23 protein-coding genes are annotated in these 23,782 nt (G+C 48.9%); 20 read left to right on the top strand and 3 right to left on the bottom strand.

What is annotated here, in order from left to right; translation table 11 throughout:
• Nucleotides 1-76: 76 nt before the first annotated feature.
• From sleB to pduL, 19 genes are all read left to right on the top strand, one after another.
• Complete coding sequence (gene sleB / locus AC1VOR_RS01550) at nucleotides 77-895, top strand: spore cortex-lytic enzyme (protein ID WP_482615380.1); 819 nt, start codon at nucleotides 77-79, stop codon at nucleotides 893-895.
• A gap of 120 nt (nucleotides 896-1,015) precedes the next feature.
• The gene (gene yfmF / locus AC1VOR_RS01545) at nucleotides 1,016-2,296 is read left to right on the top strand and encodes an EF-P 5-aminopentanol modification-associated protein YfmF (RefSeq protein ID WP_482615379.1); all 1,281 of its coding nucleotides are present in this window, start codon (nucleotides 1,016-1,018) and stop codon (nucleotides 2,294-2,296) included.
• A gap of 4 nt (nucleotides 2,297-2,300) precedes the next feature.
• A complete protein-coding gene (gene yfmH, locus AC1VOR_RS01540) occupies nucleotides 2,301-3,581 on the top strand; it encodes an EF-P 5-aminopentanol modification-associated protein YfmH (RefSeq protein ID WP_482615377.1) in 1,281 nt (426 codons plus the stop codon).
• The gene (gene ymfI, locus AC1VOR_RS01535; protein WP_482615376.1) at nucleotides 3,582-4,349 is read left to right on the top strand and encodes an elongation factor P 5-aminopentanone reductase; all 768 of its coding nucleotides are present in this window, start codon (nucleotides 3,582-3,584) and stop codon (nucleotides 4,347-4,349) included.
• 162 nt (nucleotides 4,350-4,511) lie between these two features.
• A complete protein-coding gene (locus AC1VOR_RS01530) occupies nucleotides 4,512-4,766 on the top strand; it encodes a DUF3243 domain-containing protein (protein WP_059053426.1) in 255 nt (84 codons plus the stop codon).
• Nucleotides 4,767-4,990: 224 nt separating this feature from the next.
• Nucleotides 4,991-5,758, top strand: coding sequence for a DUF3388 domain-containing protein (locus AC1VOR_RS01525; protein ID WP_482615374.1), 768 nt, complete (start codon nucleotides 4,991-4,993; stop codon nucleotides 5,756-5,758).
• 40 nt (nucleotides 5,759-5,798) lie between these two features.
• On the top strand, nucleotides 5,799-6,794 hold the full coding sequence (locus tag AC1VOR_RS01520; RefSeq protein ID WP_482615373.1) for a RodZ domain-containing protein: 996 nt from the start codon (nucleotides 5,799-5,801) through the stop codon (nucleotides 6,792-6,794).
• A gap of 58 nt (nucleotides 6,795-6,852) precedes the next feature.
• A complete protein-coding gene (locus AC1VOR_RS01515) occupies nucleotides 6,853-7,344 on the top strand; it encodes a YajQ family cyclic di-GMP-binding protein (RefSeq protein ID WP_482616375.1) in 492 nt (163 codons plus the stop codon).
• A 260-nt stretch (nucleotides 7,345-7,604) separates the two neighbouring features.
• A complete protein-coding gene (gene pgsA, locus AC1VOR_RS01510) occupies nucleotides 7,605-8,192 on the top strand; it encodes a CDP-diacylglycerol--glycerol-3-phosphate 3-phosphatidyltransferase (protein WP_482615372.1) in 588 nt (195 codons plus the stop codon).
• A 42-nt stretch (nucleotides 8,193-8,234) separates the two neighbouring features.
• Nucleotides 8,235-9,485, top strand: a complete 1,251-nt coding sequence (locus AC1VOR_RS01505) for a competence/damage-inducible protein A (RefSeq protein ID WP_482615370.1) — start codon at nucleotides 8,235-8,237, stop codon at nucleotides 9,483-9,485.
• Between the two features lie 296 nt (nucleotides 9,486-9,781).
• Nucleotides 9,782-10,843 carry a recombinase RecA gene (gene recA, locus AC1VOR_RS01500; RefSeq protein ID WP_482615368.1) on the top strand — a complete coding sequence of 354 codons (1,062 nt, stop codon included), beginning with the start codon at nucleotides 9,782-9,784 and terminating at the stop codon, nucleotides 10,841-10,843.
• Between the two features lie 94 nt (nucleotides 10,844-10,937).
• Nucleotides 10,938-11,795: a regulatory protein RecX gene (locus AC1VOR_RS01495; RefSeq protein ID WP_482615366.1), complete on the top strand. Its 858-nt coding sequence runs from the start codon at nucleotides 10,938-10,940 to the stop codon at nucleotides 11,793-11,795.
• Between the two features lie 300 nt (nucleotides 11,796-12,095).
• Nucleotides 12,096-13,637, top strand: coding sequence for a ribonuclease Y (rny, locus tag AC1VOR_RS01490; RefSeq protein ID WP_482615364.1), 1,542 nt, complete (start codon nucleotides 12,096-12,098; stop codon nucleotides 13,635-13,637).
• Nucleotides 13,638-13,746: 109 nt separating this feature from the next.
• Nucleotides 13,747-14,541 carry a TIGR00282 family metallophosphoesterase gene (locus AC1VOR_RS01485; RefSeq protein ID WP_482616374.1) on the top strand — a complete coding sequence of 265 codons (795 nt, stop codon included), beginning with the start codon at nucleotides 13,747-13,749 and terminating at the stop codon, nucleotides 14,539-14,541.
• A 108-nt stretch (nucleotides 14,542-14,649) separates the two neighbouring features.
• Nucleotides 14,650-14,910: a stage V sporulation protein S gene (locus AC1VOR_RS01480; protein WP_019005392.1), complete on the top strand. Its 261-nt coding sequence runs from the start codon at nucleotides 14,650-14,652 to the stop codon at nucleotides 14,908-14,910.
• A 104-nt stretch (nucleotides 14,911-15,014) separates the two neighbouring features.
• Entirely contained in the window at nucleotides 15,015-15,977 is a 963-nt protein-coding gene (locus tag AC1VOR_RS01475) for a dipeptidase (protein ID WP_482615361.1), read from the top strand.
• 178 nt (nucleotides 15,978-16,155) lie between these two features.
• Nucleotides 16,156-17,937 carry a 2-oxoacid:acceptor oxidoreductase subunit alpha gene (locus AC1VOR_RS01470; RefSeq protein WP_482615359.1) on the top strand — a complete coding sequence of 594 codons (1,782 nt, stop codon included), beginning with the start codon at nucleotides 16,156-16,158 and terminating at the stop codon, nucleotides 17,935-17,937.
• Nucleotides 17,924-18,790, top strand: coding sequence for a 2-oxoacid:ferredoxin oxidoreductase subunit beta (locus tag AC1VOR_RS01465; RefSeq protein ID WP_059053407.1), 867 nt, complete (start codon nucleotides 17,924-17,926; stop codon nucleotides 18,788-18,790). Before AC1VOR_RS01470 ends, AC1VOR_RS01465 begins: the two co-directional genes overlap by 14 nt.
• A 121-nt stretch (nucleotides 18,791-18,911) precedes the next feature.
• On the top strand, nucleotides 18,912-19,484 hold the full coding sequence (gene pduL, locus AC1VOR_RS01460) for a phosphate propanoyltransferase (RefSeq protein WP_059053405.1): 573 nt from the start codon (nucleotides 18,912-18,914) through the stop codon (nucleotides 19,482-19,484).
• A gap of 106 nt (nucleotides 19,485-19,590) precedes the next feature.
• On the opposite strand, the gene AC1VOR_RS01455 is transcribed toward pduL, so the two are convergent.
• The 3 genes from AC1VOR_RS01455 to AC1VOR_RS01445 all read right to left on the bottom strand — a co-directional run bounded on the left by AC1VOR_RS01455 (nucleotide 19,591) and on the right by AC1VOR_RS01445 (nucleotide 22,200).
• Nucleotides 19,591-20,463, bottom strand: coding sequence for a DUF421 domain-containing protein (locus AC1VOR_RS01455; RefSeq protein WP_482615356.1), 873 nt, complete (start codon nucleotides 20,461-20,463; stop codon nucleotides 19,591-19,593).
• A 94-nt stretch (nucleotides 20,464-20,557) separates the two neighbouring features.
• Nucleotides 20,558-21,496 carry an ROK family protein gene (locus AC1VOR_RS01450; RefSeq protein WP_482615355.1) on the bottom strand — a complete coding sequence of 313 codons (939 nt, stop codon included), beginning with the start codon at nucleotides 21,494-21,496 and terminating at the stop codon, nucleotides 20,558-20,560.
• Nucleotides 21,493-22,200, bottom strand: coding sequence for an N-acetylmannosamine-6-phosphate 2-epimerase (locus tag AC1VOR_RS01445; protein WP_482615354.1), 708 nt, complete (start codon nucleotides 22,198-22,200; stop codon nucleotides 21,493-21,495). The genes AC1VOR_RS01450 and AC1VOR_RS01445 overlap by 4 nt, the downstream gene beginning before the upstream one ends.
• 222 nt (nucleotides 22,201-22,422) lie before the next feature.
• Here AC1VOR_RS01445 and AC1VOR_RS01440 point away from each other — a divergent pair, with 222 nt between their 5' ends.
• On the top strand, nucleotides 22,423-23,772 hold the full coding sequence (locus AC1VOR_RS01440) for an FAD-dependent oxidoreductase (RefSeq protein WP_482615353.1): 1,350 nt from the start codon (nucleotides 22,423-22,425) through the stop codon (nucleotides 23,770-23,772).
• Nucleotides 23,773-23,782 lie beyond the last annotated feature (10 nt).

The following is a 23,782-nucleotide window of genomic DNA, read 5'->3' as shown; positions in this document are numbered from 1 at the left end:
TAGGAAGGGAGAGTGCTTGTCATACTAAAGTTACCCATCCTTGTTAATCCACTAAAAGAAAGGTAGAGCTAAACGTATGAATAAAGCGAAAATCTGGTTAGCCTTCGGTCTAGTGCTGCTTCTGTTCGGAATCGGATACGGAGCAGGTACATTATGGCATACGATTCAGGCCAGCGGCATCCCTTCTCAGGAAGCGGAGCCTGCGTTCAGCGATCAGATCATTGATTACGGGGCATATGGCAAAGACGTGTATGAGCTCCAGGGCCGGTTATCCTACCTTGGCTTTTACCATGGCAAGCTGGATAGTCAGTTCGGCTCCAAGACCCGAGATGCCCTGAAATGGTTCCAATCGGAGTTCGGAATGACGGTTGATGGTCTGGCTGGTCCGAAAACGAAGCTCAAGCTATACAATGCTACAAAAAATTGGAAGCCGGGCATGGAATATGCAAATAGCGGCGGCGGTAAGGGTAGCGGGAATGCGGGTTCGGGGGAAAAGGCCAAGCCGGAATCCGAGCTGGCTCCGTCCAATGCTATGGGATTATCGGAAAATGACCTGAAGATTATGGCCAATGCCGTTTACGGCGAATCGCGCGGCGAGCCCTTTGAAGGACAAGTAGCCGTAGCGGCAGTTATTCTCAACCGGGTTAAATCTCCAAGCTTCCCGAACACGGTGTCGGGCGTTATTTTTCAGCCAGGGGCATTTACTGCGGTAGCCGACGGGCAGATCTGGCTGGAGCCTAATGAGACCGCACGGAAGGCGGTGCAGCAGGCGCTTAATGGCTGGGACCCTAGCGGTGGATGCTTGTACTACTTCAACCCCAATACGGCCACATCCAAATGGATTTGGACAAGACCACAGGTCAAGACCATCGGGGAGCATATTTTCTGCATGTAATTAAATAAAAGAAGTGAAGGGAGCAGCCCGTCGTTGTCAGGTTGCTTCTTTCCTTTGAATTGGTATAGAATGGAACTGAATTTCAGGATTGATAAAGTCTCTGGCAAAGGAGTTTTCGCTTTGAACAAAACGGTATTTGAGCGCGGCAGTGTGGGGCATATTGGGTTGCATGTATTGCCGACCACCCGATTTAAGACGTTTGCGATTTCCCTCTACGCAGGTTTGCCGCTGGATGAACAGAAGGTAACAACTACGGCTCTTACCCCCTTTGTTCTGCGGCGGGGCACGGAATCCTATCCGGAAACGACTCAGTTCAGGGAGCAATTGGAGCATCTTTACGGAGCCGGGTTCGGGTTTGATGTATATAAACGTGGGAACTATCAGCTTATTCAATTTCGTATGGATACGATCAATGATTCTTTTGTACAAAGTGAAGGATCATTACTGGATAAGAGCTTTGCCTTTCTAGGTGAGGTACTTACCAAACCTGCTCTGGAGAACGGTGCCTTCCGTGAGGGTTATGTCAATTCAGAGCGGGAATCGGTGCGCAAGAAGCTGGAAGGCATTATTAATGATAAAATCCGCTATGCCGCCGAGCGCTGTATGGAGGAGATGTTCAAGAACGATTCCTATCGGTTACATCCACTCGGAGAACGCAGCGAACTGGATGCCATTACGCCAGAATCGCTATATGCTGCTTATCAAGAATGGCTGCAGCAAGCCCATTTGGACCTGTATGTGGTGGGAGACACCACTCTGGCCGAAGTGGAAGAGCTGGTTGCCCGGCATTTTAGCTTGAGCCGTTCTGCTACTCCGCAGTATGAGCCGGAGAAGGTGAGCTTGCGCTCTGGAGAAGTAAGATCGGTCAAGGAAGCACTGGATGTCAATCAAGGCAAATTGAACCTGGGGATGCGAACATCGATTACCTATGGAGACGAACGTTATGCCGCGGCCTTGCTATATAATGGAGTGCTCGGAAGCTATCCGCATTCCAAGCTGTTTATCAATGTTCGGGAGAAGGAAAGCCTGGCTTATTATGCATCTTCAAGATTTGATGGTCATAAAGGGATCGTAAGCATCCAATCCGGGATCGAGATTGCCAACTATGAGAAAGCACTGCAAATTATCCAAGCACAATTGGCCAGCATGCGTGCCGGGGAGATTAGCGAACTGGAGATGTCGCAAACCAAAGCCATGATCCGCAACAGTTTGCTCGAAATGCAGGATTCTGCTTTTGAAATGATTGCGTACGACTTTAACCGCGTATTGTCGGGCAAGGAGCGTTCTGCTGAACAACTGTTGCAGCAAGTCGAGCAGGTGACCGTTCAGGATATCGTGCAGGCGGCGGAAGCCGTACAACTGGATACGATATACTTTTTGACAGGTCGGAAGGAGGAGTAGCCGGATGGATACCATTCGTTACGATGCGTTGCAAGAGACGCTATATCATGAAACGATGGATAATGGGTTGCAGGTTTATGTGCTGCCCAAACCCGGATTTCAAAAAATATATGCAACGTTCTCCACGAAATATGGATCAATTGATAACCATTTCCGTGTAGAAGGCGAAGAAGACATTGCGGTCCCAGACGGTATCGCTCATTTCCTGGAGCATAAAATGTTTGAGGAGCCGGAAGGCGACATTTTTGCTACCTTTGCCTCCCAAGGAGCCTCAGCCAATGCGTTTACGAGCTTTGATCAGACCGTCTACTTGTTCTCCGCAACAGACAATATTCCAGCTAATTTGGAAACCTTGATTAATTTTGTGCAGAATCCTTACTTCACAGATCAAAATGTGGAGAAGGAGAAGGGCATTATTGGCCAAGAGATTGGCATGTACCGCGATAACCCGGATTGGCGGGTTTACTTTGGATTAATTGAAGCGATGTATAAAGTGCATCCTGTTCACATTGATATCGCCGGGACGGTAGAATCGATTACAACGATTACGAAGGAAACCTTGTACACGTGTTACAATGCCTTTTACCATCCCAGCAACATGCTGTTGTTCGTTGTAGGAGGCGTTCAGCCAGAGGATGTATTCGCCTTGGTTCGTCGTAATCAAGCTGAGAAGAAATATGAGCCGCAGGGTGCCATCGATCGTTTGTTCGATGATGAGCCTGGCGGAGTTTCGGAGAAACGCCGGGAATCACGTCTGCCGGTCTCACAACCTAAATGCTTGTTCGGGTTCAAAGAGACTCGGTTAGGATTAAGTGGTGAGGAATTGTTACGCCGCGATTTGACGACCAAGCTGGCATTGGATTTATTGTTTGGAGCCAGTACAAAGCTGTATCAAAAGCTGTATGATCTGGACCTGATCTCCGATAGCTTCGGTCATGAATACAACAGCAATCCGAATTATGCGTTCTCCGCTATTGGTGGGGATACAAAGGACCCGGACCAATTACTTGCCGTCATTCGTGAGGAGGCAGATGCCTTGTTATCGTCGGGCTTTAAGCAAGAGGACTTCGAGCGGGCGCGCAAGAAGAAGATTGGTGGTTACTTGCGTATGTTAAACTCCCCAGAGAACATTGCCCATGAATTTACCCGCTATCGGTTCAGAGGTGGGGACTTGTTCGCCATATTGCCACTGTATGAATCGTTGACGCTGGGTGAGGTGAACGCTCGGCTGCGCGAGCACATGGATTGGGAGCAATTAGCGGTGTCCATCGTGGTGAGTCCTTAAATGGAGCAGTTGCATGGGGGAGGAAAAAAGTTTAGCGATATGACCGTGCTGATTACTGGTGCAAGCCGGGGAATTGGAGCTGAGGTGGCTCTAAGGTTTGCTTCGGTCGGCATGAATGTGGTCATTCATTACATGAATTCTCACGAGGCGGCCAATGAGGTCGCCCGTAAATGTCTGGAGCTTGGGGCCAAGGCTTACACCATGGCGGCGGACCTGAGAAGCAAGGAAGAGATCGTCAGAATGAAGGAACGACTGGATCATTATGGGCTATATCCTGATATTCTGGTCAATAATGCCGGGATATCCCATTATGGCATGCTCTCGGATGTAACCGAAGAGGAATGGGACGATATAATGAACGTAAATCTAAAGAGCGTCTTCCTCTGCACGCAATTATTCATGCCATATATGATCGGTCAACGTTTTGGTCGAGTTGTTAATGTCTCCTCCATTTGGGGAATCTCGGGCGGATCTTGCGAGGTGGCCTATTCGGCGGCCAAAGGTGGGGTTAATGCCTTCACGAAAGCGTTGGCCAAGGAACTTGCACCTTCGGGTGTCACCGTCAATGCTATTGCCCCAGGTGCGGTAAAAACCGATATGATGGGACGATTTGACCCAGACGAACTGAGACAACTGGAGGAAGAAATTCCAGCCGGACGCCTGGGGTCGCCGGAAGAGATATCGTCGCTCGTTTATTTCCTGGCCTTGCCGGAATCGGGTTATATTACGGGGCAGATCATAAGCCCCAACGGCGGTTGGCTCACTTAAAGAGGTAATTCAAAAAGTCGTCTTCCCGAACTAAAATTTTGAGAAGTCCGCACGAGACTTAATAATATGGTGGTTTTGGTAATTCTTCATCGCATAAAACCACCGGCATTTTCGCATATTACAACTGTTGATCTTAAATCGTCAACCAAAGGAGGATTTATCATGTCAACAGTACTCAAAAATTTTGATAACTGGAAGAAATTCCTTGGAGAGCGTGTGGAGGATGCCGAGAAGGTGGGCTTTAGCGATGAGACCATCACTAATTTGGCCTACGAGATCGGTAGCTTCTTGGATCACAAGGTGGATCCACAGAATGAATCCAACCGCGCCATCAAGGAAATTTGGGATGTGGGTACCGAAGAAGAGCGGAAAACCATTGCTCGTCTGATGGTCAAGCTGGCTAAGAAAAACGCATAGTTGGACCCTTGAAAAGCTCCCGAACTGGGAGCTTTTCACCCATTTATCCCATTGGCTTGCCTTTCATTTTCATTTTATATATCATAAAACACATATGCACATGTCCGTTAAGTACACCTGTTAAAAATCAATTCTCCAACTTTTGGAGATTTTTTGACAAACAAGCAGGAATTAAGACCTAATTTGTCGAATGGTGCATGAGGAACTGAAGAAGGTGTTTGTCTATGGCGCAGAAACAATGGTATCTGGAGTATACAATACATAAAAATCGCCCGGGACTTTTGGGGGATATTGCTTCTATGCTGGGGATGCTGGAAATCAATATTTTGACGATCAACGGGGTAGAAGGCAAAACGCGGGGTCTGTTATTGGAAAGTGATGATGATGGAAAAATCGAGCAAGTCAGCAAAATTCTGAGCAAGGTGGACAGCATTACGGTGACTGCCCTTCGCAATCCGCGGCTCGTTGATTTGCTGGCCGTTCGGCATGGCCGCTATATCGACCGTGATTCCGATGACCGCAAAACGTTTCGCTTTACAAGGGACGAGCTTGGTATTCTAGTCGATTTTCTTGGGGAATTGTTCAAGAGGGAAGGACATCAGGTAATCGGGCTTCGGGGAATGCCGCGCGTCGGCAAGACGGAATCGATCATAGCCGGTAGTGTTTGCGCCATGAAGCGATGGACCTTTGTATCCTCGACATTGCTACGGCAAACGGTGCGAAGTCAGCTATCCGAGGATGAGGTTAATCCGCATAACGTATTTATCATCGATGGGATTATCAGTACCTTGCGGTCCAACGAGAAGCACTATCAACTGCTTCAGGATTTAATGGCTATGCCATCCACCAAAGTGATTGAACATCCTGATGTTTTTGTGAAAGAATCGGAGTACAGTTATGACAACTTTGATATAATTATTGAATTGCGTAACAATCCGGAGGAGCAAATCGTATACGATACGTTTACGACAATTTATACAGACGATGTGTAATGACTAACAAACATAACTATGATTGCAGGAGGTGATGGCCGTGTCGGATTTGGGACAACAGTTGCGGGAAGCCCGTCTTGCCCGGGGTTTGTCGCTTGATGATGTACAGGAAATGACGAAAATTCGCAAACGCTATTTGGAAGCCATCGAATCGGGTGATTATAAAGTGCTGCCGGGGAGCTTCTATGTCCGGGCCTTTATTAAAACATATGCGGAAACGGTTGGAGTAGATGCGGATGAGCTGCTGGCCGAACACCGTCAGCATGTCCCCGCTGCGACTCCCGAGGCGACCATGGAGCCGGTGATGCAGAAGCGCCGGAGCCGTCAGCATTCGGAGCGCAATTCGAAGTGGCTGTCTACGACGCTGATGTGGTCGTTCGCCATTTTAATTCTTGTCGTTATTTATATGTATTTTACCGTATGGGGCAATCCGAGCCGGAATGCGGACGGACATGAGCCGGACCCTACGCCAGTAACGCAAGATAGCAATATTGATGGCAATAAGGGGAATACAGGCAATTCGCAGGCCGACGGGGATGCCGTGGGTGGCAACAACGGTACGGACAACGGAAGCGGGAACGATTCGGATACGAATGCCGGAAATAATCAGGGCAATCAAGGGACCGAAACGGGCGAGCCTGGGGATGAAGCAACAGGTGAGTTGACGCTTGTGCCGGATGGTAAGCAGGGAAGTACAACTAAATATAAGGTGCAAAATGCCGGGAATACGCCCGTCATGGTAACTATAACGGCAAGCGGCGAAAGCTGGGTAGAAGTGAGAAAAGGCAGCCGGAATGGCGATAAGCTGTATTTTGGAGGAACCAAGGACGGTGATGTGCTGACCTACGAAATTGGTCCAGAGGGCTTGTTTGTCATCTCCGGGGCTTCCAAGAATACGACGATTACGGTGGCAGGAGAAACACTGGAGGATGGTAAAGCGACCTCAAGATTCTTGCTTAATCTCGATAACGGCGAGTCTGCTGGCGGCGACTCCGCAACCGGGGAAGAAGAAAGCACAAATAGCGGCGGCGAATAGTCAACGGCATGAACAGAAATATGCCGCTGGGATGCAATTAGAAAAGGATGTGTGAATGATGGCTTCAGAGAGTGCTTTTGATATTGTCTCTAAAATGGATATGCAAGAATTAACTAACGCTATTGATCAAACGGAACGGGAAATTGCTACCCGCTTCGATTTTAAGGGAAGTAAGAGTGAACTTAAGGTGGAAAAGGATGTGCTTGTTGTTGTCTCGGATGACGATTACAAGCGGAGCGCCGTCATTGATATTTTGCAATCAAAGATGATTAAGCGAGGACTGCCTATCAAGAACTTGGACTACGGCAAGGTAGAGCCTGCCTCTCTTGGCACCGTGCGTCAGCGTATCAACTTGAAGCAAGGTATCGATCAGGAGAATGCCAAGAAGATTAACATTTTGATCCGCGACTCCAAGCTGAAGGTGAAGAGCCAAATCCAGGGCGATCAAATTCGTGTGACAGGCAAGAGTAAGGATGATTTGCAGCAAGTCATGCAAATGTTGCGCAAGGCGGATTTGACGGTGGATTTACAATTTACAAACTTCAAATAATCAATATGAATGGTCTCTTGCAGGTCCCTGACGGGCTGCGTGAGGCCCTTTTCATATTTTTGACAGCCTATGCAGTGGAATATTATACTTGTATAGGTTGTTTAAATCCTTGCTAGAGTAGGATGAATGGGGTTAGAAATATGATGGAGGATAGGACGGATGACTGAAAAAGTAAAAATTTGCAAGGCTTCAATTGGCGAGTTGACTAGAATGCGAATTACACATGCTTATGATTATGCTTTGTCCGGGGAGGCCGTTTTGTGAATTTGCCCAATCGTATTACATTAACACGTATTTTTATGATTCCAGTGATGCTGGTGTTTCTGCTGGTGGATGTTGGCTGGCTCTCTTACGAGCTTGTGCTGGGCAGCTATTCGTTGCCGGTACACCAGTTGATTGCAGCTATCTTGTTCATTATAGCCGCCAGTACCGATGGCATCGATGGCTATATCGCCCGTAAATATAATCTGGTGACCAATCTGGGCAAGCTGCTTGATCCGTTAGCGGATAAGTTGCTGGTAGCTACGGTATTGATTGGACTTGTTGCCATGGGCAAATGTGATGCCTGGATTGCGGCCATCATTATCAGCCGTGAATTTGCTGTTACCGGACTACGCGAGGTTGCGCTTCTGGCTGGTTCGGTCATTGCGGCAAGCAAATGGGGGAAGGCAAAGACCGTTACGCAGATTATTGCTATCTCCGCGTTGTTGTTGAACAACTTCCCGTTCGAGTGGTTATCCATTCCGTTTGCTGACATTGCGATGTGGTTGGCGGCTGTCATTACGCTCTATTCGGGCATTGACTACTTTGTGAAGAACAAAAGCGTGCTTTCTTTTTCCAAAGTGTAATCCGGGTATAAGCCGGAAGCTATTAGAGGGGGCTTATTGAAAATGAAAGCAGAAATTATTGCAGTGGGTACAGAACTGCTGCTGGGTCAGATTCTTAATTCCAATGCGCAGTATCTATCACAGGAACTGGCCGCTCTAGGTATTGATGTGTATTTTCAAACTGTGGTAGGCGATAATATGAGCCGGCTTGCTCATGCCGTAGAGACGGCAGCGGACCGGGCGGATATATTAATATTTACCGGAGGAATCGGACCTACCCAGGATGATCTGACCAAGGAAGCGTTAGCGGGCGTACTTGGGCGTTCATTATATGAGGATGCCGAGGCCATGGAGAACGTGGATCGTTTCTTTCAAGGACGGGGTGTCCCGATGACGGAAAATAACCGGCGTCAAGCCCTCGCGATTGAAGGGGGCACGCCGCTACCTAATGAGACAGGCCTCGCCGTAGGGAATGCTATTGAACAGGATGGCAAGTTCTACATTGTGCTCCCGGGTCCGCCGAAGGAAATGAAGCCGATGTTCGAGCGTCAGGCCAAGCCCTGGATTTTGGAGCGGGCATTGAGTGGAGAGCAGCCCATCTATTCAAAGATGCTGAAATTTGCCGGGATTGGTGAATCAGCCCTGGAGACCAAACTACTTGACTTAATTCAGGCGCAAAGCGATCCAACGGTGGCCCCCTATGCCAAAGAAGGCGAGGTTACAATTCGCGTATCGACAAAAGCGCCGGATGAACGGGCGGCCATGCTGAAGCTGGATACGGTAGAACGAGAAATTGCTTCGCGTTTGCCGGAGTATTTGTATGCTAACGTTGATGTGCCTATTGAGCAGGTAATTCTAGACATCATGAAGGAGCGTGGCTTGAGCTTGAGTGCAGCAGAGAGCTGCACCGGGGGCCTGCTTATGGAAATGTTCACGGCCTTGCCTGGTAGCTCTGCTGTCTTCCAGGGGGGCATCGTCTGCTACTCCAATGCGCTCAAGGAGAAGTTGCTGAACGTTCCTCATGAGCTGCTGGAGGGAGAAAATGCGCCCGGCGCAGTAAGTGCGGAAACGGCCAAAGTGCTGGCAGAGCAGGTTCGTCTGACAACAGGCACCGACTTGGGGCTATCCATTACGGGTGTGGCTGGTCCAGGTCAATCGGAGCGCAAGCCTGCTGGCCTTGTCTATATTGCCATTGCAAGAGAAGATGCTGACACCGCCGTATTCGAGCTTAATATTAAAGGAAACCGTGATACGGTGCGTATACGTTCCGCAAAGACGCTCTTATATCGGTTGTGGCGTGCTCTTCAAGACTAGGAGCATTCCAAGTCCTTGACGTTATTACGGATACTCACATATAATCAGGGTACGGAAGAACCGTGGCAAACTGACTCAGTTGTGCTGCGGTTCTTTTTTTGTTGTCTGACAAAAAGTAAATGACCATCAATGCTAATGAAGAAAGGGGGAAGGGAGGGATTAGGGTGCAACTAAAAAATGCGAATATATGTTCGAAAAAAGTGCTTGGCAAACCTACCAAAACAAGGTACAATTATAAACGAAAAGATGAAATAAGCGGTTATTAATCATGTATTTTATATAAGGATGTGAGCTGATTGTCAGATCGTAAAGCAGCGCTGGAGATGGCGCTTCGCCAGATAGAAAAGCAATTCGGTAAAGGATCGATTATGAAGCTGGGCGAATCGACACATATGCAAGTAGAGATCGTTCCGAGCGGTTCAATTGCTCTTGATATTGCGCTGGGCACAGGTGGACTTCCACGTGGACGGATTATTGAGGTCTACGGACCGGAATCGTCTGGTAAGACGACAGTAGCGTTACATGCGATCGCAGAAGTACAGAAGATTGGTGGACAAGCTGCCTTTATCGATGCCGAACATGCGCTGGACCCGTCCTATGCAAGTAAGTTGGGCGTTAATATTGATGAATTGCTCTTATCCCAGCCAGATACGGGAGAACAGGCGCTGGAAATTGCGGAAGCACTCGTACGCAGTGGTGCAGTGGATGTTATCGTCATCGACTCTGTAGCTGCTCTCGTCCCTAAGGCTGAAATTGAGGGAGAAATGGGCGATTCTCACGTGGGCTTGCAAGCACGTTTGATGTCGCAGGCTTTGCGGAAGCTTTCCGGGGCAATCAGCAAATCCAAGACGATTGCGATCTTTATTAACCAATTGCGCGAGAAGGTTGGCGTTATGTTTGGTAATCCGGAGACAACGCCGGGTGGCCGGGCCTTGAAGTTCTATTCGACAGTGCGTTTGGATGTGCGTCGAATTGAGACAATCAAGATGGGCAACGATATGGTCGGGAACCGTACGAGAATCAAGGTAGTCAAGAACAAGGTGGCTCCGCCATTTAAGCAAGCTGAAATTGATATTATGTATGGTGAAGGGATTTCCAAGGAAGGCAGCATCATTGATATCGGGGTAGAACTGGATATTGTCGACAAGAGCGGCGCGTGGTATTCCTATGCCGGTGAGCGTTTGGGTCAAGGCCGTGAGAATGCCAAGCAATATTTGAAGGAGCATAGCGATATTGCTGATGTAATTGAACAACAGATTCGGCAGGCCAGCAATCTGACCACCTCGGTAGCTCCTGCTTCTCCGGAAGATGTGGAAGCTGAGCTTCAGGAAGAACAAGCGCTTCTTGAAGATAAATAGTCTCTTAGAGTAGACGCTAATGAGCGCTCTGATCCTTGGCTGTTGCCAGGGCAGAGCGCTTTTTATTGAAATCAATCGGCGGGAGGTATCTGGTTTGGATAACGGGATGAATAATCACGGTAGCTCGCGGCATGGTGCAGACAAGGCCAGTCGTAGAGGGCAGGGAGAGGAACGGGAAATTGTTGATATCTCGGATGAATCCTTTTGGCAACCTCTCCCCAAATCAGCGGACCAGAGGCGGCCTCAGGAGATTGAAGAGGATGTTCAAGGATTCGACTCTCTCCCGGAAGACATGGAGTTGACGATTACCTCTGTACTGATGCTGAAACGCCCCAAGCATAGGTATCAAATTCGTTTTGGTAGCTACAGCCTGGAGGTTCATGAAGATGTAATGATTAAATACCGGATGATCAAAGGCGCGGTATTTACCAAAGCTGAACTGGAAGACATTGTGGCTGCGGATGAGCGTCAGCAGAGCTATGCGGATGCCCTGAAATATTTGAGCTTGAAGCCGAGAACCGCCTATGAAATTTTCCAACGTTTAGGAGAAAAAGGATGGGGTCAAACCACGATAGAGGATGTTTTGGCACGTTTGCAGAGCGAGGGGTATATCGACGATGCTGTATACGCTCAGGAATGGGTCTCCCAGCGAGTGAGAAACCGTGGCAAGGGGAAGTTATGGGTAAGACATGAACTTCGCCAGAAGGGCGTCTCTAAGCCTCACATCGAGGAGGCGCTGGGCCGCTTAAGCGAAGATGATGAATATGATAGTGCCCTGCAGCTCGGAAGCAAGAAGTGGAGAAGTATATCTGGGGAGATGTCTGACAAGAAGCGGAAGACAGGAGCATTCTTGCAACGACGAGGATTTAGCGGTAGTGTTGTCTCCCGGGTGATGCGCGAGCTAAGCGGGCGGGACGATATGAATGGAATGGACGATTGGGAAGAAGAATAGGAAAAGGGAGGTAACTCCTGTCATGGCTTGACAATATCTTTTGTCAAATAATAAAATGAAATATGAACCTATATCGCATCATCCCTTTTTTCCTTCCAAAATAACGGGTGGCGATGGATTCTGTTCTTCAATCATGAAGGCAAGGCACGGCCTTAAGCGGTGCGTTGCTACATGAAACCGCCGAACTAAATGGGCAAGTCATGTACGTTTTTAAATGATGATGAACTAAGAAACGAAAGTAACTAAAAACTGCAAACATCCCAAGGAATGCCTTGGAGGAAACAACGGGGAGGTGAACAGATGAATTCTGTAACCTGGAGCATTCTCGTTGCAGCCGCATTATTCTTTGGGTTCGTGATCGGATATTTTATTCGCAAGTCTCTTGCAGAAGCTAAAATTTCCAGTGCCGAGCAAGCTGCCATTCAGATTGTAGAAAATAGCAAGAAAGAGGCAGAAGCACTGAAAAAGGAAACGGTTCTGGAAGCTAAGGATGAAGTCCATAAGCTAAGAGCCGAAGCTGATAAAGACATTCGTGAACGTCGGAATGAAATACAACGACAAGAAAGACGATTGTTGCAAAAAGAAGAGTCGCTGGATAAAAAATTGGATTCGCTAGAACGTAAAGAAGAACAAGTGGTCAGCAAAGAGAAACGCATTGAAGAGACACAACAGCAGATTGACTTGATTTACAAAAATCAAGTGCAGGAGCTTGAACGTATTTCCAATCTCTCGATGGAAGATGCTCGTACGATCATCTTGAACAACGTGGAGCAGGAAGTTCGCCATGAGACTGCACAGATGATTAAAGACATTGAACAGCAGGCAAAAGAAGAAGCGGATAAGAAATCCCGCGAAATTATTACGCTCGCTATTCAACGTTGCGCAGCAGATCATGTTGCGGAGACTACGGTATCCGTTGTAACGCTGCCTAACGAGGAAATGAAAGGCCGGATTATCGGTCGGGAAGGCCGGAATATTCGGGCTCTCGAGACGCTTACCGGGATTGATCTTATTATCGATGATACGCCGGAAGCGGTTATCCTGTCAGGCTTTGACCCGATTCGCCGCGAAATTGCCCGTACGGCACTGGAGAAACTGGTCGCAGACGGACGAATTCACCCGGCAAGAATCGAAGAGATGGTCGAGAAATCGCGTCGGGAAGTGGACGAACGTATCCGCGAATACGGCGAGCAGGCAACCTTCGAGGTGGGCGTGCACGCACTGCATCCTGATTTGATCAAAATTTTGGGACGTCTCAAGTTCCGGACAAGCTACGGTCAAAATGTATTGAAGCACTCGATGGAGGTTGCTTACCTGGCGGGCTTGATGGCCGGGGAGCTTGGCGAAGACATTACACTCGCCAAACGCGCAGGCTTGCTGCATGATATCGGTAAAGCGCTGGATCATGAAGTGGAAGGATCTCATGTCGAAATCGGCGTAGAGCTGGCTAAGAAATACAAAGAGCATCCGGTAGTCATCAACAGTATTGCCTCGCACCATGGCGATTGTGAAGCAACATCTGTCATTGCCATGCTGGTCGGCGCAGCCGATGCATTGTCGGCGGCAAGACCAGGAGCACGTCGTGAAACGCTGGAAACGTATATTCGTCGTCTTGAGAAGCTCGAAGAAATTTCCGAGTCTTTCGAAGGAGTCGAGAAGTCGTTTGCCATTCAGGCGGGCCGTGAAGTTCGCGTAATGGTACAACCGGACAAGATTGATGACGCAGAAGCGTTCCGGTTAGCCAGAGATATTACGAAGACCATTGAAAGTGAACTGGATTATCCGGGTCATATCAAAGTTACCGTGATCCGCGAGACGCGGGCGGTTGAATACGCCAAGTAAAGGTAATGCTGAAGAAGTGGCCCCTCGCGGGCCGCTTTTTCATTGCCCGGCAGGGCCAAGCAATCTGCTGTGTCTAAGCGGCTGGTTGGTAAGTGAAGGAGGTAACATCATCAAAGTTCTATTTATCGGAGACATTGTCGGGAATACAGGACGTAAGGCACTTAAGGCAACATTACCCCATTTGAAGTCCAAATATAATCCTCACATTATTGTAGCCAACGGGGAGAATGCAGCGGCAGGCCGGGGAATCAACGCCAATATCGCCAAGGAGTTCTTTGAGCAGGGCATTCATGGCTTGACGATGGGCAATCATACCTGGGACAATAAAGAAATTTTTGATTTCATTGACGATGAGCCTCGTATGGTTCGTCCGGCGAACTTTCCACCAGGTACTCCCGGTCTGGGTTTTACCGTGGTCAAAGGAAATGGAAAAGAGCTGGCGATTGTCAACCTGATGGGTCGGACCTTCTTGCCGGCAATCGATGATCCTTTTCGAGCAGCGGATGAAATCGTGGCTAAATTGGCCAAGAAGCATAAATGCATTTTAGTGGATTTCCACGCCGAAGCGACCTCGGAGAAAATTGCTATGGGCTGGCATTTGGATGGCAGAGCCTCTATGGTAGTAGGTACGCATACTCATGTGCAAAGCAATGATGACACGATCCTTCCGCAAGGAACGGCCTACTTGACGGACACTGGCATGGTAGGCTCACGTGAAGGGATTCTCGGCATGGAGCGTACGGCGGTGTTGCGCAAATTTACGACTCAGCTTCCGGTTCGCTTCCAGGTCTGTGAAGGCAAATGGCATTTTCATGCGGTCCTTGTTGATATCGATGAAGCAACAGGCAAAGCGCAGAAAATTCAAAAGATTCGTCTGTTAGAAGACGAATGGTTGATGGACTAAGAAGGCGAGATAGGGAGGCCACCCCGGGAAAAAGAAGGAATTATTTGAGTTCTCACGAATATCTTCTAAGTAGTGGAATTCAACCAATTTCCCAGGGAGGTACGAACGATGGAAGTATTAAAGGTTTCAGCAAAATCCAACCCCAATTCCGTTGCTGGCGCGCTTGCTGGAGTTCTTAGAGAACGCGGCAATGCTGAGTTGCAAGCCATTGGGGCAGGTGCTCTCAACCAAGCCATTAAAGCTGTAGCGATCGCCCGGGGATTTGTTGCTCCAAGCGGTGTGGACCTGATTTGTATTCCGGCGTTCACGGATATCGTCATTGACGGTGAGGATCGTACGGCCATTAAATTGATTGTAGAACCACGATAATTATTTGAATAGAAAGACTGCCTGTTTACAACCGTAAACAGGTTTTTTTGTGTTTATTTTTCATAACCTAAGGTATAAGCGCGTGTTTTGAAGGAGGAAGTCCTATGAGGCTAACGGTAAGTGATTTTCACTGTGATGCTTTATCCAAGCTGCAATTGAACCCCAAGTTGAATTTTGCCAGCTCCCGGAAGCTGGATGTGAACTTGCGAAGGATGAAGCAGGGTGGCGTTAGGCTGCAATGTTTTGCTATTTATTTATCTGAAAAGCTAGGTACGCCCCGTTATGGATACGTCCAGGAACAAATAGACCTGTTCTATAATCATATTATTCGCTTGGGAGTTCGTCCTATAGGCTTCATTGAGGATTTGGAGGAATTGGAACAGTCTCAGGGAACGGGCGGATTATTATCGATTGAAGGAGCGGATGGCCTGGAAGGAAATCTCGATAATGTTCGCGAGTGTTATGAACGGGGCGTGCGCATCCTCGGACTAACCTGGAATTATGCCAACTGGGCGGCTGATGGTATTCTTGAGCCGAGAAATGGAGGGCTGACACCGGCAGGGAGAAATCTTGTGAAATTGTGTCATGAGCTTGGCATGATTCTCGATGTGTCGCATTTGTCGGTAAAGGGCTTCTGGGAGTTGCAGGAATTGGCGGCTGCGGCGCGCCGTCCATTTATAGCTTCGCACTCCAATGCTTTCAGTGTATGCGATCACACCCGCAACTTGCGGGATGATCAGATTGAAGCCTTGATCAGTCTAGGTGGACGCATCGGCTTGACCTTTGTTCCATGGTTTGTGAAGAAGGGGCGAAACCCATCGAGCGAGGATCTTCTACCTCATATTGAACATGTATGCGCACTCGGCGGCGCTGATCATATCATGTTTGGCTCTGATTTTGATGGAATTGAGTCACATCTTAGGCATCTAAGGCATGCAGGCGATTATGCCAAGTTCCAAGAAATGCTGCTCAAGCACTATCCAGAGGGGCTTGTTCGCGGGTGGTTGTCCGGCCATGCAGCCGCATTCCTACGCGATTGGTTACCCTTTCGAAAGAAAGCGCTTTAATTGATCCAATTACGAGATAGGAATGATCGAAAACTACTATATGAAAAAAGGCGCGAAAACGCTTGCTTTTTACGTAGATGCGACATAAAATTGACATGAATCCGAAACACAATGTTCACAAATGTTCATGTTTATATTATATTTTTCCATTGCGATACGATTAAAGGGGTGGGCGATCTTGATTAATCAATTGTCTTGGAAGATCGGTGGTCAGCAAGGTGAAGGAGTTGAAAGTACGGATCGTATTTTCTCGACAGCCTTAAACCGGTTAGGGTACTATCTGTATGGATATCGGCATTTCTCCTCTCGGATCAAAGGGGGGCATACCAACAATAAAATACGGATCAGTACTCAGCCGATTCGTGCGATTTCCGACGATTTGGACATCTTAGTCGCTTTTGACCAGGAAAGTATCGATTTGAATGCGCACGAGCTTCGTAGTGGTGGGGTGATCGTGGCGGACGCCAAGTTCAACCCGACGGTTCCGGAAGGCCAGAAGGCCCGTTTGTTCCCGGTTCCAATTACGCAACTAGCTGAAGAACTGGGTACATCATTAATGAAGAACATGGTTGCTTCTGGAGCCTCTTGGGCTTTGCTCGGACTTCCACTGGAAGTGTTCAATCAAGCCGTGGAAGAAGAGTTCGGCCGCAAAGGTCAAGCTATCGTGGATAAAAATATTGAAGCGGTAAAGCAAGGTGCAGAGTATGTGCTTGAGCTGGCAGGAGGGCCACTGGAGGAATTCCGGCTTGGGCCTGCGGACGGCAAGCAGAAGTTGTTCATGATCGGTAATGACGCGATTGGCTTGGGGGCCGTTGCGGCAGGCTGCCGAATTATGAGTGCTTATCCTATCACGCCAGCTTCGGAAATTATGGAATACCTGATTAAGAAGCTGCCTAAATATGGCGGAACTGTGGTACAGACGGAGGATGAGATTGCGGCCATCACGATGGCCATCGGCTCCAGCTATGCAGGTGTGAGAACCATGACCGCCTCGGCTGGCCCGGGTCTATCTCTGATGATGGAGGCTATTGGTCTGGCTGGTATGACGGAGACTCCGGTTGTCATTGTGGATACGCAACGTGGGGGACCAAGTACAGGCCTTCCAACCAAGCAGGAGCAAAGTGACATTAATGCACTGATCTACGGGACTCACGGGGAAATTCCGAAAATCGTCATTGCACCAAGTTCCATTGAGGAATGCTTCTACGATACGGTGCAGGCATTTAACCTGGCAGACAAATATCAGGTACCAGTCATTGTGGCTACGGACCTGCAATTGTCCCTCGGTAAGCAATCCTGTGAACCGTTGGATTACAATCAAGTCACAATCGATCGGGGTTATTTGGTGAAGGATATTCCGGACCGCGACGATTCCAGCATATTCAATCGTTATGCGTTTACTGAAAACGGTATATCACCGCGAGTCTTGCCAGGTGAGAAGAATGGTATTCATCATGTCACCGGGGTAGAGCATGATGAGTCGGGGCGTCCGTCGGAGAGTCCGGTCAACCGGAAGAAAATGATGGATAAACGCTTGCGGAAGTTGGCTCAACTGGAAGTGAATGATCCCACTCATTTGCAGGCCCCTCATAGTGAGCCGGATTTGCTCATCATCGGTATGGGCTCAACAGGAGGAACCATCGATCAGGCGCGTTTGCGTTTGGCGGAGGCTGGAGTCGCTACGAACCATATGACGGTACGGTTGATGCATCCATTCCCGACCGAGCAGGTGCTACCGCAAATCCTCAAGGCGAAGAAGGTCGCGATTCTGGAGAATAACGCCACCGGCCAGTTAGCCAATCTGATTAAGCAAAATGTTGGGTATCATGATAAATTAGTTAATATCCTTAAGTATGATGGGAATCCCTTCCTTCCTTCGGAAGTTTATGAAGAGTGCCTGAAGGCCGTCTCGGATCAAGCCAAAACGCAGGAGGAGCTGGTGAGAAATGGCAACCTTTAAAGAGTTCCGCAATAATGTAAAACCGAACTGGTGCCCAGGCTGCGGCGATTTCTCCATCCAGGCTGCTATCCAGCGGGGAGCGGCAAATGTTGGCCTGGAGCCAACAAATTTAGCCGTCATTTCCGGGATTGGTTGTTCCGGCCGAATATCCGGTTATATTAATGCTTACGGTCTGCATGGTATTCATGGACGTGCGCTTCCCATTGCTCAAGGGGTGAAGCTGGCTAACCGGGACCTGACCGTCATTGCCTCCGGGGGCGATGGAGATGGCTTCGCCATTGGAATGGGGCATACTATCCATGCTATACGCCGTAATATTAACATCACTTATATCGTGATGGATAATCAGATCTATGGACTAACCAAAGGGCAAACTTCTCCGCGTAGCGGAGAGGGGTTCAAGACCAAAAGTACGCCGGAAGGCTCGATAGAATCTACGTTGTCACCGCTGGAAATTGCGCTGGCTTCGGGCGCAACGTTTGTAGCCCAGTCGTTCTCCAGTGACATTAAGCAATTAACCTCATTAATTGAACAAGGCATTCAACATGAGGGCTTCTCCTTGATCAACGTATTCAGCCCATGTGTCACATTCAACAAGGTGAACACCTATGATTGGTTCAAGGAGAATATCGTTAATCTGGATACGATCCCGGATTATGACGCCAGTAACCGTACGTTGGCAATGACGAAGCTGATGGAGACGGGGAGCATGATTACCGGCCTGATCTATCAGAATAAGCAGAGAAAGAGCTACGAGGATTTGGTACATGGCTTTAAGAAGGAGCCGCTTGCTCATCAATCCTTGGCTTTGCCTGAAGAGGAGTTTGACAATCTTGTAGCAGAATTCAGATAATCGGTCAAAAAGGCGTCCATTTCTCATGGACGTCTTTTCCTTTTTTGCGGCAATAGGTGTATAATGAAGGACGATGTCAGTTGTTAACGATATAGAGAATATACGAGGAGTGTTAGTAGACATGAGCAAAAATGTACCTGTCGGCGTATCTGCACGTCATATCCATCTGACCCAGGAGCATATCGAAATTTTGTTTGGACAAGGATATCAGCTTACTGAATTCAAGCCTTTGTCGCAACCTGGCCAATTTGCTGCCAATGAGCAAGTAGCCGTCATCGGAACGAAAGGGCAATTTGATAAGGTTCGTATTTTGGGCCCGGCTCGCCCGGCTTCCCAATTGGAAATTTCCCGTACAGATTCCTTCGCGATCGGTGTGAAAGCTCCGGTTCGTGAATCCGGGAACATTGATGGAACACCTGGAATTACGGTTAAAGGTCCAGCAGGTGAAATTGAATTGAAGGAAGGCGTCATCGTTGCTGCCCGTCACATTCACTTCCACACCTCGGATGCCGAGAAGTGGGGTATTAAGGACAAGCAAATGTTGAAAGTTCGTTTGGGCGGAGAACGTGGTCTCGTATTGGAGAATGTCGTTGCTCGCGTGTCGGACAACTTTGCCTTGGATATGCACATTGATACGGATGAAGCGAATGCTTCGGGTGCCAAAACGGGCGATACGGCTGAAATCATCGACTAATCCAGCCGAGCATTACTTTAAAATAAACATAGGGCTAGCCTTGGCGTAAAATTCGCCGAAGCCAGCCCTTTTTCATTTATCCATCTGAGGGTATTCGGGTTTAACTTTAATGTTGTGGCATTTGCTTGGCCAATCCCTTCATCTGATCAATCACTTGTTCCAGCGTGGATGAGCAATTCCCGTAAAGCTGCTTGGTCTTATCATCGGCGGCTGAGTGGGCCAGTGATTGCAGCACCTCTTCGCATTTCTTGAGTTGGGCTAACAGAACGGCTTCCTCTTGCGGCTGTGGAATATGGATCCGGTCATCGTACAGGTCGACGTAAAATTGACCGTAAGCGTCAACTTGGCCCAGATTGACCTGTTCGAGCGTCACACCCAGCTTGTTGAGTTCGTTATGCAACCAGCGGTGGCTAAGCCCTAGATTGGCCAGTGGCTCGTTTATGATGCTACCATCGAGAATAATGGTCTGCGGCTCAGACTCCGGGGCAACCTCAAGTCCAAGCTGCGCGGGGGTGAGGGGCTGGTGCTCTGTTTTCAACAAGGCATTGATTTGACCATCTGGCTCCATCACAGCAAATTCCACCTCGGCTGTCTTGAAGATACTCTTCTTTCTTAGTTGCTCCAGCAGTTCCTCATTGGTGAGTCGCTCTTTTTTTAGATTACCCTCCAAAATCTTTCCGTCCTTGATCAACACGGTACTTGTGCTGTCAATCCAGCTTCGAAATCGTTTGCTCTTAAGTTGCACATATTCTACGCCAATGGAAATGAGAAACCAGACGCCTACCGCCACCAGCCCAATGTACCACTTGACATCCACATCCAGTGAGATGTAGGCAGCAAGACTGCCTATGGTGATGCCGGTTGTGTATTCAAAGAAGCTAAGCTGGGAGATTTGCCTTTTGCCGAGCAAACGGGTGATGATAAACAGCACCACCGCGGCTACCAGCGTACGCAGAATGACTTCCACCCATGTAGGCATAAATAAGCTCCTTTCAGCAGAGAAGAGATTGGAAATATATGCTGATTATTTGCAAAAAAAGGAGTTTTTAATAAATCCAATATATGGATATTATTCATTCTCGCATTCCAGGAACGATGGATGCAGCGCCCATAACCCCGGCTTGTTCACCTAATCCAGCAGGATAGAGGTGAATTCCATCGCCTTGGTAAACAGGCATGACCATCCGGTGTAACGGCTCCCGAATGTTTTTCAGCAGAAACTCGCCTTGCCCAGTAATCGCTCCGGCGAGCAGAAAATGGCGGGAATTAAGCGTATGTGTCAGGTTAGCCAGGCCTATGGCGATCCGCTCCCCGTACTGGGCTACGATCTGTTGAGCTAGTGGGTCGCTACTTCGAGCCTTGACGAACAGTTCTCTCGGATTTTCGATCCAGAGTCCGGGAGCGCCTTGCTCACGCATCAGAAGCTTCAGTCCACTCACAGAAGCATAATTCTCCCAGCAGCCGCGATTGCCGCAACTGCAAGGGAGTCCACCCATGGCGACAATATGGTGTCCGAAACCACCGGCATAACCGTCGTCTCCAGCAAATATGGTGCCATTTCGGATGATACAGCCACCGATTCCGGTTCCGAGAGCAACACAGATTAAATGAGCCATGCCTCGGGCCGCACCTTGCCATTGCTCGCCGAGCGCAATCGCGTGGACATCGTTCACAACGACGCAAGGCAGCCCGAATTCCTGATCCAGCAGCTTGCGCAGAGGGGTACCAGTCCACCCGGGCAGATGCTCGGTCGCGTAGGCTACGGTTCCGGACGAATCCACCGTTCCTGCGGTTCCTACACCTATGCCTAGCAACGGCAAGCCTTCTTGTTCAGCAGTCCGGCGATGATCTGCAATTAGCCGGAACAGCTTGGACAGCAAGGCCTCCCGGCCTTGACCCGCTTCTGTGGGTACGGTGTGAAAGTGTTCTACACTGCCATCTGCACTTACCAGCGCTGATTTGATGCCGGTGCCGCCCAGATCGATGGCGATAGCGTAGCGTTGGCGGCTCATCGGCCTTCCTCGATTTTACTAGCTACAGCATGCAGAGCTTGAGCAAATTCCCCAGTAATCGTATGCGGACGAGTGATGACTGTCCCAACGACCACAGCGTATGCTCCGGCCTGAAGTGCCGCTGCTGCTTGCTCCGGCGTGCGGATTCGACCTTCGGCAATGACCGGAACCTGTACGGAGCTGGACAGCTCCTCCAACAGCTTGAAGTCCGGGTCCTTACTTTGTCTACTGTAAGGAGTGTATCCGGACAAGGTGGTAGAGATGAGGTCAAAGCCAAGTTCTGCTGCTGCCAATCCTTCTTCCAAGGTAGACACATCAGCCATCAGCAAACGTCCCGGCTGCCGTTTGACACCGGCTACCAAGGCTTCCAAGCTTTCACCCCCAGGCCTTACCCGTGCTGTCGCATCCACAGCTACAATGTCGGCACCAGCGTCGAAGAGCAGTTCTATATCAGATAGGCAGGGCGTAATATATACCTCCGAATCAGCATAACTTTTCTTCCAGATTCCGATGACAGGAAGCCCGCAGCCTTCTTTAATAGCAGCAACATCCTGCGGGGAATTGGCGCGAATAGCGGCGGCTCCGCCATCTTTCGCGGCATTCGCCATGGCGGTCATGATATGGCTACCGTATAATGACTCTCCTGCGTAAGCCTGACAGGATACGATAAGTTGCCCCTTTAATTGCTCCAATACTTGCTTCATACTTGATTCCAACTCCTTAGACTCTATAAATTTTGTAAAATAAAACGCATACATTAATCTATTACACAGTATAAAAATTAGAGATCAATAAGTAAAGAAAATAATTTTCTAAATAAACGGAAATAAAGAAAAAAATAAACATAATCATTTACAAAGCCGATTTGATCTGTTAATTTAATACTCATGAAACAGCTAAACCGCAAATAAGGAGGAGTTAAACAGATGGAAGCATTGGACGTCATTGTGGTAGGAGGCGGCATATCCGGCGTGATGGCTGCTGTAGCCGCCGCCAAGTCGGGAGCGAAGACACTGATCGTAGAATCTCAGGGCTACCTGGGAGGGACGCTGACCGCTAACGGCGTAGGTCCCATGATGACCTTTCACGCTGGAGAGAAGCTGGCTATTCAAGGCTTGACCAACGAACTGATTGAGAGATTGAAAGGAATAGGCAAATCACCAGGACATATTTTCGACACCGTAGGGTTCACGTATTCGGTCACCCCGTTTGATGCTGAAGCGCTCAAAGTGGAACTGGAATCAATGATTCTGGAAAATGGGGGACAAATTCTGTATCACACTATGCTGGCCGAGGTGCATACCGAAGACCAGCGAATCACAGAGATTACCGTATGCAACAAGTCTGGCTTAAGCAAGCTCGCAGCCAAAGTCTTTATTGATGCGACTGGCGACGGAGATCTGTCCGTCCGTGCAGGTGCAGCCTTCACCAAAGGACGCGAAAGCGATGGAGCTATGCAGCCGATGACGTTGAAAATGAAGATGATCAATGTGGATATCGCCAAGGTAAAGGCCTATATCCATGCGCATCCCGAGGATTTCCCGCTGTACAAGGGGGATACCTCCATTATTGAGGATGCTCCAAGATTGTCAACCGCTGGCTTCGTCAGCCTGTTCAAGCAAGCCAAAGAGCGCGGCGAAATCTCCATTCCGCGTGAGGATATTCTTTTCTTTGAGACCAATACCCCCGGCGAGGTGATCCTGAATACAACGCGGATTCTTGGACATGACGGGACAGATGCCTGGAGCTTGAGCCGCGCAGAGACCGTGGGACGGAAGCAGTGCAGAGAATTGGAGCTGTTCGTCAAAAAGTATATACCGGGTTTTGAAAACGCTATCGTAGAATCAACCGGTCCTTCGATCGGTGTACGAGGTTCCCGTCAAATCGTTGGCCTATACACGCTGACTGCGGCGGATATCCTCTCCCAGACCCCATTTGAGGATACGATTGCCCATTCGGGATATCCCATTGACATTCATAACCCTGACGGAGAAGGGACGAAGCATGAGAAGCTGGAATGGGGCGGGATGTATAGCATTCCGTACCGTTGTCTTGTGACCCCCTCCCTTAATAACGTCATCGTGATTGGACGTTGTCTATCTGCTACCTTTGAAGCACAGGCTGCGGTGAGAACGACGCCAACCACCGGGGCAATTGGACATGCGGGCGGGGTGGCTGCTGCCCAGGCCGCTTTGCAGGGCTTGAACGTTCAGGAGGTGGACGTTACCAAGGTGCAGCAAGTATTGAAGGAACAGGGAGCTTATCTGGAGGTATAAGAGGCTGATG

It is taken from the genome of Paenibacillus sp. 1SOY10 (genome assembly GCF_056836745.1).
This window is presented reverse-complemented; position numbering and strand designations above follow the sequence as displayed.